General features: G+C 44.8%; 8 protein-coding genes, 1 rRNA gene, 1 other RNA gene and 1 other annotated feature. Of the genes, 2 read left to right on the top strand and 8 right to left on the bottom strand.

Annotation, left to right across the window (positions count from 1 at the left end):
• Positions 1 to 2: 2 nt before the first annotated feature.
• The 4 genes from dnaX to tadA form a co-directional block, all read right to left on the bottom strand.
• Positions 3 to 1,697, bottom strand: a complete 1,695-nt coding sequence (dnaX, locus tag D4N35_RS13215) for a DNA polymerase III subunit gamma/tau (RefSeq protein ID WP_120074419.1) — start codon at positions 1,695 to 1,697, stop codon at positions 3 to 5.
• A 114-nt stretch (positions 1,698 to 1,811) separates the two neighbouring features.
• On the bottom strand, positions 1,812 to 3,494 hold the full coding sequence (locus D4N35_RS13210; RefSeq protein ID WP_120074417.1) for a DUF2207 domain-containing protein: 1,683 nt from the start codon (positions 3,492 to 3,494) through the stop codon (positions 1,812 to 1,814).
• 467 nt (positions 3,495 to 3,961) lie between these two features.
• Positions 3,962 to 4,226, bottom strand: an RNA gene (gene ffs, locus D4N35_RS13205) — signal recognition particle sRNA large type.
• A gap of 71 nt (positions 4,227 to 4,297) precedes the next feature.
• Complete coding sequence (gene tadA / locus D4N35_RS13200) at positions 4,298 to 4,765, bottom strand: tRNA adenosine(34) deaminase TadA (RefSeq protein WP_120074415.1); 468 nt, start codon at positions 4,763 to 4,765, stop codon at positions 4,298 to 4,300.
• A 116-nt stretch (positions 4,766 to 4,881) separates the two neighbouring features.
• Between tadA and D4N35_RS13195 the strand changes: the two genes are divergently transcribed.
• The gene (locus D4N35_RS13195; RefSeq protein ID WP_120074413.1) at positions 4,882 to 6,168 is read left to right on the top strand and encodes a glycoside hydrolase family 18 protein; all 1,287 of its coding nucleotides are present in this window, start codon (positions 4,882 to 4,884) and stop codon (positions 6,166 to 6,168) included.
• A 130-nt stretch (positions 6,169 to 6,298) separates the two neighbouring features.
• Here D4N35_RS13195 and serS read toward each other — a convergent pair whose 3' ends face one another.
• From serS to guaB, 3 genes are all read right to left on the bottom strand, one after another.
• On the bottom strand, positions 6,299 to 7,573 hold the full coding sequence (gene serS, locus D4N35_RS13190; RefSeq protein WP_120074411.1) for a serine--tRNA ligase: 1,275 nt from the start codon (positions 7,571 to 7,573) through the stop codon (positions 6,299 to 6,301).
• Between the two features lie 56 nt (positions 7,574 to 7,629).
• Positions 7,630 to 7,845: a binding site (T-box leader), on the bottom strand.
• Between the two features lie 287 nt (positions 7,846 to 8,132).
• Entirely contained in the window at positions 8,133 to 9,428 is a 1,296-nt protein-coding gene (locus D4N35_RS13185; RefSeq protein ID WP_235870391.1) for a serine hydrolase, read from the bottom strand.
• A gap of 228 nt (positions 9,429 to 9,656) precedes the next feature.
• On the bottom strand, positions 9,657 to 11,123 hold the full coding sequence (gene guaB / locus D4N35_RS13180) for an IMP dehydrogenase (protein ID WP_120074407.1): 1,467 nt from the start codon (positions 11,121 to 11,123) through the stop codon (positions 9,657 to 9,659).
• A 73-nt stretch (positions 11,124 to 11,196) separates the two neighbouring features.
• On the opposite strand from guaB, the gene D4N35_RS13175 reads away from it, so the two are divergent.
• Positions 11,197 to 12,192 carry a YaaC family protein gene (locus D4N35_RS13175; protein ID WP_120074405.1) on the top strand — a complete coding sequence of 332 codons (996 nt, stop codon included), beginning with the start codon at positions 11,197 to 11,199 and terminating at the stop codon, positions 12,190 to 12,192.
• A 352-nt stretch (positions 12,193 to 12,544) separates the two neighbouring features.
• Here D4N35_RS13175 and rrf read toward each other — a convergent pair.
• Positions 12,545 to 12,660, bottom strand: a 5S ribosomal RNA gene (gene rrf / locus D4N35_RS13170).
• Between the last annotated feature and the right edge of the window lie 133 nt (positions 12,661 to 12,793).

Genomic DNA, 12,793 nt, shown 5'->3' with positions numbered 1-12,793 from the left:
GATTAGTTTTTAATTTCCAAAAGATCTTTCCCAACGAGTTTTAGAGCTTCGGACACGATCGGGTCCTGCTCCTCTGCAGTGCCTTCGCCCCCGTCACTCTTGCCTGATTGTAAAAATTCTTCCCGGATCTCTTTCCATTGGGCTTCAGGAACACCAATGATTTTATATCCGGTTCCCATCTGCTCCTCTAAAATCTGAGAGATTGTTTGGATAAATGTTTGATTTTCCATGGCCATTTTACAAATCATATCATATTTGAATTTCAGGACAATCGCATCAGCCGATGCTGCAGCCGGTTCGGCATCATTGAGCAGGGCAACCTGCGAAGGCAAGTGCCGCTGATTCAATATATTCAAAAATTCTCCCCAATGGCTTTTGACATCATTTAGATGCTTCCTTGTAGCTTCCTTCAAAACCTGGGTAACGGTGCCTGCATTGACCCGGAATTCCTTTCCGGCATTTCTGGCCGGTCTTTTTGAAGGTGCAGCAGGCTTGCTTTGGGTCTTGTCAATCGGTTGGCTGTTGTTTTTCAGCCATTTGATTTCTTTTTCCAGCGCTTCAATTTTCTTATATAATTCCTGGAGTTGCGGTCCATCTGCCTGGGCCGGAATTCTTTCTGTCTGGCAAAGTTTCACCAGGCATACTTCCAAATAAATACGCGCATGATTGGAAAACCGCATTTCCTGCTGGGTTTTGCTTAATATATCAATGTATTCATAAATTTGCTGCGGCTGAATCTCTTCGGCAAGGGTTTTAAATTCTTCATCAATAAGCGCTTGCTCGGCTATCTCATCCAAATTCGGGGCTGTCTTATAAAGCAGCAGGTCCCGGAAATACAAGAGGAAATCCTCCGTGAACCGGGAAGGATCCTTCCCCTGCATGAGCAGCTCCTCAAGAGTGCCGAGTGCTTCGGAAACATCTTTATTATGAACGGCCCGTGCAAGCCTGTTCAAACTGTTTTGCGATATGGATCCGGTAACCGTCAATGCATCTTCCACGGTGACTTTCCCGGTACTGAAAGAGATGGCCTGATCCAGCAGGCTCAATGCGTCCCGCATACCGCCTTCAGCCGCTCTCGCAATGATTTGAAGCGCCTTCTCATCATATTCCAACGAAGTTTCATTTGCAATATGCGACATTCGCCCGGCGATGTCCTGCGAAGTGATTCTTTTAAAATCAAACCGCTGGCACCTGGAAATGATGGTTAACGGAATTTTGTGCGGTTCCGTCGTAGCCAGTATGAAAATGACATGTTTGGGCGGTTCTTCCAACGTTTTAAGCAAAGCATTGAATGCGCCGATAGTCAGCATATGCACTTCGTCAATGATGTAGACCTTGTACTTCACCGCGTTGGGCGTATACTTGACCTTGTCACGGATATCACGGATTTCTTCCACTCCGTTATTGGAAGCCGCGTCAATTTCAATGACATCGGGAACCGAACCGTCCGTGATTCCCAGGCAGGCGGGACATTCATTGCACGGTTCCGCAATTGGCATTTTTTCACAGTTGACCGCTTTGGCCATTATTTTGGCAGCACTTGTTTTTCCTGTTCCGCGGGGACCGGAAAATAAGTAAGCATGCGATATTTTTTGTTGGAGGAGAGCATTTTGCAACGTCTTCGTCACATGTCCCTGCCCGATGACATCCGCAAACGCCTGCGGTCGCCATACTCGATATAACGCTTGGTAACTCATGCTCTGCCTCCTTGTTAAGTAATAATTTTCTACTATTTATTATACCTTAACCGGAAAGGAAATTACAGACAGAGTATTACCGAAAATAGATATAAAGGAAGATGAACAGGGCGGCTAAAATGCCCCAGATCCGCCACCGCCGCCCCCAACCCCTCCACTTGTGGAAGAGCTTCCACTTGATTGGGAAGCGGCCGTTTCTTTTGCCTGTTCTCCTGCCGTGTCAAAAGATGAAGCCAGGAGCGGCCAATGCACCGGATAAAAGCCTGATGAAATACCGGCTGCTTCACCCGCAAATTCCCCGAAAGCTGTAAATCTGTTCGTTTCGGTACAGATTGAGCCTCCGATTCCAAGTGAATAAATTATAGCCCGCATCCGGTCATCCTCGCTATAGAGCTTCCAGTCCCAGTCGGATATTTGTTCAAATTCATCAACCAATCTTCGCCACTCTTCCCGCATGCGCATACCTTTTTCTGCCAATGATTTATAAAAAATAGAAAATCCAAGATATACTATAAACAGGAAGATAAATAAAATCATATATAGAAAAAGATCATACTTGGCTGACATGATGATAAACCAAAACGGAAAAATGCTTAATATTCCTACTGCAATTCTCACCGTTTTTCTTTGATCATATAAATTATGCTGCGTTGTTTCTTTTGTAACCGCTGCTTTCCACCTGGTGATTTCATCACGGTATTTTATGTGGTTCTTCTTATCCTCCATATATTCTTCCAGGTCATCGATACTGAAAGCATTGTTCCTGCCAATCTTATCGAATAGAAGGCTGATCAGAATTCTTTCATGTTCCTCAGCAGCTTCTCTGCTCACTAACTGAAAATGCCCTTCGCGCGTCTGCTTGACATATCCCTGACGGACAAGGTCCATCAATGCTGCCGCTATCGTTTCATTATGAAAAGAATCAGTAAAAAAGATAGTCGCCGGCATACTCATTTGCTGCTCAGGAATTTTTCGTTTTTGATTATAAACATCATCCATGACAGCCTTCCTTTTCCTTTTGGATCTGTTAGACTCCTTCATGGAAATGACGACAAATAAAGCCGTTAGGCCAGCCAGAACCCATATCGCAGCCGAGGCCGTTTTCCTTTTATTCTGGGCATAGATGATTGCATTCTCTTCCATTGTTTTTTTCTCGTTGACTATTTCTTCTTTCACCGATCTATCTGACGTCAGTGTCATAGCAGGAAATAATGTCGAGTCGTAAGCAACCCTTACGTCCCCGTTTTCCCCGGCTTCTACTTCTCCCATTGAAAAAACGACGGTTCCATCATCCGCCACGCTCTCTGTTTTAAAAGCAGAGTCGTACCCCAATGCAATCGCCCCATCTGCCGGTTGAGGAGGATGAATGGCAATAGTCATTTTTCCGTAGCCGGCTTCATTGCGGTCATCAAAAAATGGCCAATAAAATTCCGTTATATCGGTATACTTCTCCATCCCATTTTTGATTGTATAGTGCAGATCTACCTGGATCGTTTCATCCTTGCCGCTGCGGTGAACTTTATACAGTTCCCCCTCTCTTTCCACCTTTAGACTTTTTTCACCCTCGTTCGCCATAAAGTCACTTATTTCCGCACCTTTTTTCGGGAATATTTCCCGGGTAATGCCATTAAATTTTCCGTCAAAAATATAAGTATGTCGTTCGTTGACATTGATGTCTCCATTTTCCTGCAAATAAGCATCAATTTTCACATCAGGAATTGAAAAATCTACGGCATAGGCAAACGAAGGAGCCAAAAACAAAAAGATTAAAGTAGGAAAGATAAATTTTTTCAACATAAACTATTCACCTCACTCTGCTTATATTGGTTACGGACTTAAAGCTAATTAGGTTTCAAATCAGAACAAAGGCGCAAGCGCCTGTTTATCGACGTACATACTGGAGCGCTTCTGACGAGATAAAGGATAAGGAAGTGCGGAGAGTGCCTGCTTATCGGCGACAAGCATAAGACGAGCGCTGTAGAAGGCGTAGTTTGCCTTCAGCAGCGATTGGCTTATGACCTCGAACCGATGGCACTCGCAGCCGGACAACACGCGCAGCGGAGAGATGTTGACTTATCGTAGGAAGAAGCATGAAGTCTGCTAGTCGATAGGCGCCGGCGGACTAGGACTTCCTGTCCGTCGGAGCCGGACGCAGCACTAAGTGACAAATAAGTTCCTCACAACCTGAGCATTTTATAATTTCCTGGACAACAAAAAACCCATCCGCTTCATGCGAATGGGTTTGACCATTTCATTGATTAATGCCGCGCACCTTCCTTCGACAGTGCTTCATCTGCGTTACCCAAGCAGTTAGCTCGACCCAGGCTGCCCCGCGGCACATGAGAGGTTCCACTTAATGCTGCTTCCTTCCGGACCTGACATGGTTCGTGGGTTCCCATTGCGCGGGACCCGGGTGTCTACACCACTTACTTGAGGCAGGCCAGACAAAACAGCAGCCTCTGGAAGGGATTCAACCCCGCTGGAGCGGATTTCGGGTACAGGGCTCCGCTACTTCCCCGTCTAGCACGGCATATCCTATTTTACTACTTTTTCACTTTAAAATCAATGTCTGAACTGCGTATGTTAAAAGCTTCCAAGAATTAGGACTTTCTCCTTTTTTCACGGATCTTACGAAAAAAATCACTTAAAAGCCGGCTGCATTGTTCACCCAGTACGCCGCTTATGACCTCGCTTTGATGATTGAACCGTTCATCCTCCAACAGATTCATCAACGTTCCCGCACAGCCGGCCTTCGGATCGGATGCACCATATACAACCTTTTGAATCCGTGATAAAATAATGGCTCCGCTGCACATCGGACAAGGTTCCAATGTGACATACAACTCGGCCCCTTCCAGTCTCCAGGTTCCCAATTTTTTACAAGCTTCTTCAATGGCCAGCAGTTCCGCATGGGCTACAGCGTTTTGATCCGTCTCCCGCCTGTTATGGGCGGCTGCCACCACTTCACCATTAAGCACTACAACTGCTCCGATGGGAACCTCTTGCATATTTTCGGCCTTCTTTGCTTCAGCAATCGCCAATTGCATATATCTTTCTTCTCTTTCCATTGGTATCTCCCTATTTGACTCTGAATTAAAAACATTCATTGGTCTTTTATTTTTACACAATACATACAATGGGACAAGGTGAATAATATATTTTGATCAGCCTAAGGAGGAAAAACATGCAGATTCATGTTGTCGAGCCCAATGAGACATTGAACTCGATTGCCTCTCGCTATAATATCTCTTCTGCTATTATTGCCGAAGCAAACCAGCTTCCCAATCGGGAGCAGCTGGTCGTTGGGCAAGCATTAGTGATTCCCATTTTTGGCAGCTTTTATTGGGTACAGCCCGGCGACAGCCTTTGGGCCATAGCCCAAAAGTTTGGGATTTCTTATCAGGAACTGGCACGGATTAACGGTATTCATGTGAATCATCCGATTCAAGTCGGCATGCGGCTTTACATTCCGCAACGGCCGAAAAGAAATGGGGAGTTTTTAGCCTATGTGGAACCGCGGCGCGCAGGAGAGGTTTCCCCGCAGCTTGAATCTGCTGCAAGGCAAGCATCTCCCTATTTGACCTACCTCGCTCCTTTTGCCTATTTTCCAAAGCGGGACGGGTCTTTGGATCCCCCAAAGCTGAACCGGTTCCCTGAAATAGCTGAAACAAACAATACATCTCTCGCCATGGTGCTGGCCAATCAGGAAGAAGGACAGTTTAATACGGAATTGGTCCATGTCCTCCTTACAAACGAACAGATCCAAACGACTTTTCTAAACAATATTGTCAGTGAGGCGAAACGGGTCGGATTTACAGATATACATTTTGATTTTGAAAGAATTTCCGGCGATGACAGGGAAGCATATAATGATTTCCTTCGCAGGGCAAGGGATCTTTTTCACAAGGAAGGGTATATCCTTTCAACAGCTTTGGCTCCCAAAACAAGTACGGCACAAAAAGGTGAATGGTATGAAGGTCATGATTATAAAGCGCACGGAGAAATTGCCGACTATTCATTGATCATGACGTATGAATGGGGATACAGCGGAGGACCCGCCATGGCTGTATCTCCGATCGGCCCTGTAAGGCGGGTACTGGAGTATGCCATTACCGAAATCCCTTCCGAAAAAGTGATGATGGGCCAGAATCTTTATGGCTACGATTGGACGCTCCCTTTTGTAAAAGGGACGACAGCAAGAGCCGTCAGCCCGCAAAGGGCCATCCAGATCGCTGCAGAAAACAACGCTGCAATCGAATATGATACAATCGCACAGGCACCATTTTTCCATTATACAGACCAGGATGGAAAACAGCATGAAGTATGGTTTGAAGATGCCCGGTCCATTCAGGCAAAATTTGATCTTGTGAAGGAACTGAACCTGCGCGGAGTCGGCTACTGGAAGCTCGGGCTTCCTTTTCCCCAAAACTGGCTGCTGATTACGGATAACTTCAATGTCGTGAAAAAATAGATAAGAAAAGCGCAAGCACCTTTTATTATTCTCTTAACCGCAAATAAAGCGGCCCCTAATGCTGGAGCCGCTTTTTACTTAATTATGCGATATTCCGGATAATTGTCGAGCAAAAATGGACTTTTTACCCTTATCCAATCACTTCTTTGTTCCGCATATATGGTCGGAGCACTTCCGGAATTTCCACTGTGCCGTCTTCACGCTGGTAATTTTCCAAGATAGCGGCAACTGTCCTTCCGACTGCCAACCCGGAGCCGTTCAGCGTATGCACGTGCTGGGGCTTGGCTTTCGGTCCAGGGCGGAAGCGGATATTCGCCCTCCTGGCCTGAAATGCTTCAAAGTTTGAGCAGGAAGAAATCTCCCGATACGTATCATAGCTCGGTATCCAAACTTCCAGATCATATTTTTTTGCTGCGGTAAAACCAAGGTCCGCTGTACACATGCTCATAACTCGGTATGGCAAGTTAAGAAGCTGGAGCACTTTTTCAGCATGTCCGGTTAATTTCTCAAGCTCATCATAAGAATCTTCCGGCTTAACAAATTTGACCAACTCCACTTTGTTAAACTGGTGCTGGCGGATTAATCCGCGTGTATCACGTCCTGCAGAACCGGCTTCCGACCGGAAATTAGCGCTGTAGGCTACATAGTTCAAAGGCAGGCGTTCACCGTCAAGGATTTCATCCCGATGATAATTGGTCACCGGGACTTCTGCGGTTGGAATCAGGTAAAAGTCCTCGCTCTCAATACGAAACGCATCCTCCGCAAATTTTGGCAGCTGTCCGGTCCCCGTCATGCTTGCCCGGTTCACCAGGTAAGGCGGAAGCATCTCTTCATAACCATGCTCCTCCACATGAAGGTCCATCATGAAATTGATCAGCGCCCGCTCCAGCCGGGCTCCCAGACCCTTGTAAAATACAAAGCGGCTTCCTGTCACTTTTGCAGCCCTTTCAAAATCCAAAATATCCAAATCCGCAGCCAAATCCCAATGGGGCTTCGGTTCGAAAGAAAATTCGCGTACCTCCCCCCATTTCCGGATTTCCACGTTGTCGTCTTCCGTCTCTCCCACCGGAACACTCTCATGTGGAATATTTGGAATAGACATCAGCAGTTTTTGCAATTCATCTTCTATACCACGAAGCTCCCCGTCAATCTCCTTGACTTTCTGGCTTACTTCCCTCATTTCAACAATCAGATCATCAGCGTTTTGCTTATCTTTTTTTAACTGGGCTATTTTCTCTGACACTTCATTCCGCCTGCTTTTCAACTGCTCTGATTCAACGATCATTTCCCTGCGCCTTTGATCCAGCTGCTCAAATTTATCCAAGTCCCCCAAGTCTTCGCCGCGATGCTGCAGCTTCCTCTTCACTTCCTCTACGTTACCCCGAAGTGTTTTCATATCCAGCATTATAAAACCTCCCATTTTTATTTTTTATGATAGAAAACAAAAAAACCCTCAATCCCAATAGGGACGAGAGTTTACCCGCGTTGCCACCCAAATTGAAAGCAATCATGCTTTCCTCTTCATCGGATAACGGGTGTGGCCCGAAAATGCTTACTAGCCGGAGCATTCGGCATTTTGCTCAAGGAGGGATTCACAGGCTGCGCCGCCGATTTTCACCAGCCACCGGCTCTCTGATAGACGCTTCACCTGTTACTATTTCCTTTCAACACTGTCGCTTATATCAATTTTCTGATACTATACTATATCCTTTACTTAAATGCAAATTTTTTTAAAAGAAATGCGCAAGCGCCTTGCCCATCGACGTACAGACTGGAGTGCCTCCGACGAGATAAAGGAAACACGGCGAGGAACGAGCCGATGTTGACTTATCGTAGGAGGAGGTGCGAAGTCTGCTAGTCGATAGGCGCTGAAGCTAGACAACAAAAGGCTTTGTTCAAAATTTTAAAGCTAAAAATTCTTATGCTTTCTTACTCTGTAAGAAAAGCGCAAGCGCCTTGATTAACTAGAACCAGCCCTTGACTGTCTTGGCGGCACTTTGCCAAACATCACCGAAAAAGCCGCCGATACTTCTCATGGATAGGACAAACCAATTTGCTTTATCTACCTTTTCGGCTGTCACAATATCGGCGGAAGCAGGCTTTCCGATATATCCATAATCCGTTTCTCCTTGATATTTTGCTTCCAGAACCCCGACCTTTTCACCTTTCTTGACAGGTGCAGTCAATTGGCCATCCTTATTCAAAACCTTTTTATTCACTTTGAATTCAGGCTTATACGCCTTCTCTTCCCCATTTCTTACAACAACCTGAATGGGTGCGTCCGATTGGATAGAAGCCTGCTTTTCTTTTCCGTTGACGACAGGGAGAGCATCATGGCCTTTTACTTTATATTTATCAGGATAGACCTCTTTTATTGAATAATTGTTGAAAGCATAGTCCAACATTTTTTTTGTTTCGACAAAACGGGACTCATATTCACCTTTCCCGTTTTTACCTTTGGCATTCATGACAACGGTAATGACTCTCATGTCGTTTTTCTTTGCTGTTCCCGTAAAACAGAACCCTGCAAAGTCCGTTGTCCCTGTTTTTAAGCCGTCGACACCCTCATAACTGAAAATAAGGGATGGCAGCATCCAGTTCCAGTTTTTCATTTTTCCGGGCATCCCCGGGAAATCCTTTTCCGGAATGCTTGTTGTTTCAAGAACTTCCGGGTAATCATTCAAGAGTCGTGAAGCCAGCTTTGCCATGGCCCGTGCCGACATGATATTTTCATCTTCCGCACCCGTTCCTTCAGGATGCTTTCCTTTTAAGTCCCTGTTGTTTAATCCTGTAGAATTAACAAATTTATAATTTTCCAAGCCAAGTTCTTTGGCCTTGGCGTTCATCACATCCACGAATTTTTTCTCAGAGCCTGCAATTGCTTCTGCAATGGCAATTGTCGCTCCATTGGCCGAATAAATAGCCATAGCTTCATATAATTGCCTGATTGTATATTTTTTTCCGGCCTCAAGCGGAACATTCGATAGATTTGTATCTACGGAAACTTCATGAACATAATCACTGATCGTCTGTTCCTGATCCCATTTGATTTTTTTATCTTTGATCGCTTCAAACATTAAATACTCGGTCATCATTTTGGACATGGATGCAATTCCGAGTGCGGTATCTTCATTTTTTGCATATAAAATTTTTCCTGTGCTTGCTTCTACAATAATTGCCGCGTCTGCATGAATATTCAGTGCATCTTCAGCGGAAGCCTTTGCAGGAATGTTCAATGTGCTGATGAACATGATGGCCATGACGAAGAAAGCTATAAACCGTTTATGCGCTTGTTTTTTCAAAAGTAGACCCTCCAAATATTATGTACCCGTTTGTCATTTTAACATAGTTGGTTATGGATGAATAGCTTGTAAATATGTCATTTCCATTACGGGAAAAACTGGAATTATACCTCTTTTCACAAAAAAATTGACAGGACCCGCTAAAGAGTCCTGTCATTTCTATTAGGAAGGCAAGTCGCCCTGCCATTATGATAATGAATAGTTTGGCGCTTCCTTTGTAATTTGGACTTGGTGTGGATGGCTTTCTCGCAAACCTGCGCCCGTCATTTTGATAAATTGCGCATTTTCGCGGAAATCATGGAGACTGGCTGCTCCGCAATAGCCCATACCCGCTCTGAGCCCGCCGGTCAGCTGGAACAGCGTATCCGCAAGAGGTCCTTTGTATGGAACACGCCCTTCAATTCCTTCAGGGACAAATTTCTTTGCGTCCTCCTGGAAATAACGGTCTTTTGAACCTTTTTCCATCGCGCCTTCGGAACCCATTCCGCGGTATACCTTAAACCTCCTGCCTTGGAAAATCTCAGTTTCACCCGGGCTTTCAGAGGTTCCGGCAAGCAGGCTTCCAAGCATGACGGCATGTCCCCCGGCAGCAAGCGCCTTGACAATATCGCCGGAATATTTGATGCCGCCATCTGCGATGATGGTTTTACCGTGTTTTCTGGCTTCAGTGGCGCAGTCGTAGATTGCCGTGATTTGCGGAACACCTACTCCCGCAACGACTCGTGTCGTACATATGGATCCGGGTCCAATTCCTACTTTGACTACATCAGCCCCCGCTTCGTACAGTTCACGGGTTGCTTCGGCTGTTGCTACATTTCCCGCGATGATATTCAGTTTTGGGTATTGTTTTCGTATTTCCCGGACAGTATCGATAACGCCCTTTGAATGGCCGTGCGCTGTATCTACCACAATTGCATCGACTTGTGATCTTACAAGCTGTTCTATCCTTTTGAACGTATCTTTCGATACGCCGACTGCGGCAGCAACGAGGAGCCTGCCTTTGTCATCTTTTGCTGAATGCGGGAATTCAATCACTTTTTCAATATCTTTGATGGTGATCAAGCCTTTTAGCACACCGTCATCATCAATAAGAGGGAGCTTTTCAATCCGATGCTCCTGAAGAATTTTTTCAGCCTGCTCCAATGAGGTTCCGACCGATGCCGTCACCAAGTTTTCTTTCGTCATGACATCTGTGATCGGCAAGGAATAATCCTGAATAAAACGCATATCCCTGTTGGTAATAATACCCACCAATTTTTTGTCTTCTTCATTATTTACAATGGGTACGCCGGAAATTCGGTATTTTGCCATGAGATGCTCCGCGTCAAATACTTGGTGTTCCGGGGTGAGGAAAAATGGGTCGGTGATGACTCCGCTTTCGGAGCGTTTCACTTTGTCCACTTCTTCTGCCTGACGTTCAATGCTCATATTTTTGTGAATGACTCCAACTCCGCCTTGGCGCGCCATCGATATGGCCATGGACGCTTCCGTTACAGTATCCATGCCTGCACTGATAATAGGAATGTTTAAACGAAGAGTATCAGTCAACTTTACTTTCATATCGACATCTTTTGGCAAAACTTCGGATTTTGCCGGGATTAACAAAACATCATCAAACGTTAACCCTTCTTTAGCAAACTTAGATTCCCACATTTTAACGTCCCCCTGCCCAAAATATTATTAGTAGGTTATCAATTGGTTAAAATACTGTCAAGGAATACAGGTTATGTTCCACTTTTCAAATTATTCGGAGGTGATTTTTCTGCTGAAACATCGTGAAATATGGCTTCAATACAGTTATTTTCAATCTGCCTCCACCGTGCAATTTTATTTAAAAAAATGTTATTTTTACCTTGATAACGCTGAAGCCGAGAGGAAGAGCTATGATAATTGTTACCCTTTCATGTATTATTTGGAGCAGGCACAAGCCTACTACAAGCAGGCTTCCTGCTCCCCTTTTTCGATAAAGCCCGTACTTCTGTTTTACGGTTTTGTACATTTAATCAAGGCCGGGCTGCTCACCGTCGATCCGTATTATCCAAGCTCGACCTCCGTCCTGGCCCATGGAGTAACAACGAGAAAAAAGAAAAAAAGAAATTACCAATTTTTTGATGACGAAGTGAAAATTCAAAAGAACGGCCTATGTACACACTTTGCAGAGAAAATGTTCCAGATGGAATATCTGGAAGGAGAAAAATTCAAAATGGGGGATTTGCTAGCCCTTGTTCCGGAGCTGGATGATTTATATCTGTTTGTTCACCGGAAAAGAAATATCATTTTGTTCAATAATATGAATGGCAATTGGCACATACCTGCTGAATTGGCGCACGCTTATCATATGAGCGAAGAACGATTGAAATATTTTCTTGAAGAAAAAAACGGTGGGAACATCCATTGGAAGCCGAGTGAATTGGCGATTGATGGGAACAGATCAAATCTGAACCCGCCCTTTCGATACCACCTTTTTAAAAAACTTTATGGAATCAATATTTCCCTTGAACAGATCAGCTGCATTCCGGATCTCATGATCCATTACTTACTATTATATAATTTGAGCATGATTGCAAGGTATGAAACTGAGTGGTGGTTCGATTTGATCAAAACGGCTGCTGACGATACTTACCCATTCATCTATACATTTTTGGAAATAACAGAGATAAAATGTCCGTGGATGATTTACCATTTCTTGATGGAAAAATTAGGGTTCCTAGGTAAGGAGTAGACTAAACAAAAATTATGGACAAAACACGATTGACGAGTTTATGGGGAATTGCACGATTGCAATATTGAACTTGCCAAAGGTCAATTGAAAACGATGATCGCTTAATGGGGGCAGAATTGGCGGTTTGAACGGAATGTTTGGGAAATAGCATGAGATTCAAAGGAATATGATCCGGGTTTGCCGTTTTATGACCGGAAATAAATGAGCTATGATCCGGTATGGGCTTTTTATGATCATTGAACCAACGGGTATGAGCCGAAACAGATGCCATATGATCCCCTTTAATCTCTTTATGGTCGGATCAGTTAGAAATAAAAAAACATGAAGCCTTCTGGCCCCACGTTCTGTCTTTGCCCGGCGGCGTCCTGCTCTCGCAAGGGGAAGCCCCTCACTACCATCGGCGCTGAAGAGCTTAACTTCCGTGTTCGGGATGGGAACGGGTGTGACCTCTTCGCTATCGCCACCAGACTATTTATTTTTAAAGGAATTCATTCCTTCAAAACCAGATAAGAGAAGATTATACCGAGGATCATGTTCAATCCAGCTCCGGCACCTTGGTGCCTCCGCTTTTTCGTTTAGATTAAGTCCTCGATCGATTAGT

This window comes from Siminovitchia fortis (assembly GCF_003605365.2).
GTDB lineage: Bacteria > Bacillota > Bacilli > Bacillales > Bacillaceae_C > Siminovitchia > Siminovitchia fortis.
The sequence above is the reverse complement of the archived record's forward strand: the minus strand, read 5'-3'. Positions and strand labels throughout refer to the sequence as shown.

Bases quoted from the DNA above. Each gene is read 5' to 3' on its own strand.
- dnaX (WP_120074419.1), bottom strand. From the start codon at position 1,697: ATGAGTTACCAAGCGTTATATCGAGTATGGCGACCGCAGGCGTTTGCG.
- D4N35_RS13210 (WP_120074417.1), bottom strand. From the start codon at position 3,494: ATGTTGAAAAAATTTATCTTTCCTACTTTAATCTTTTTGTTTTTGGCT.
- tadA (WP_120074415.1), bottom strand. From the start codon at position 4,765: ATGGAAAGAGAAGAAAGATATATGCAATTGGCGATTGCTGAAGCAAAG.
- D4N35_RS13195 (WP_120074413.1), top strand. From the start codon at position 4,882: ATGCAGATTCATGTTGTCGAGCCCAATGAGACATTGAACTCGATTGCC.
- serS (WP_120074411.1), bottom strand. From the start codon at position 7,573: ATGCTGGATATGAAAACACTTCGGGGTAACGTAGAGGAAGTGAAGAGG.
- D4N35_RS13185 (WP_235870391.1), bottom strand. From the start codon at position 9,428: ATGGCCATCATGTTCATCAGCACATTGAACATTCCTGCAAAGGCTTCC.
- guaB (WP_120074407.1), bottom strand. From the start codon at position 11,123: ATGTGGGAATCTAAGTTTGCTAAAGAAGGGTTAACGTTTGATGATGTT.
- D4N35_RS13175 (WP_120074405.1), top strand. From the start codon at position 11,197: ATGTTCCACTTTTCAAATTATTCGGAGGTGATTTTTCTGCTGAAACAT.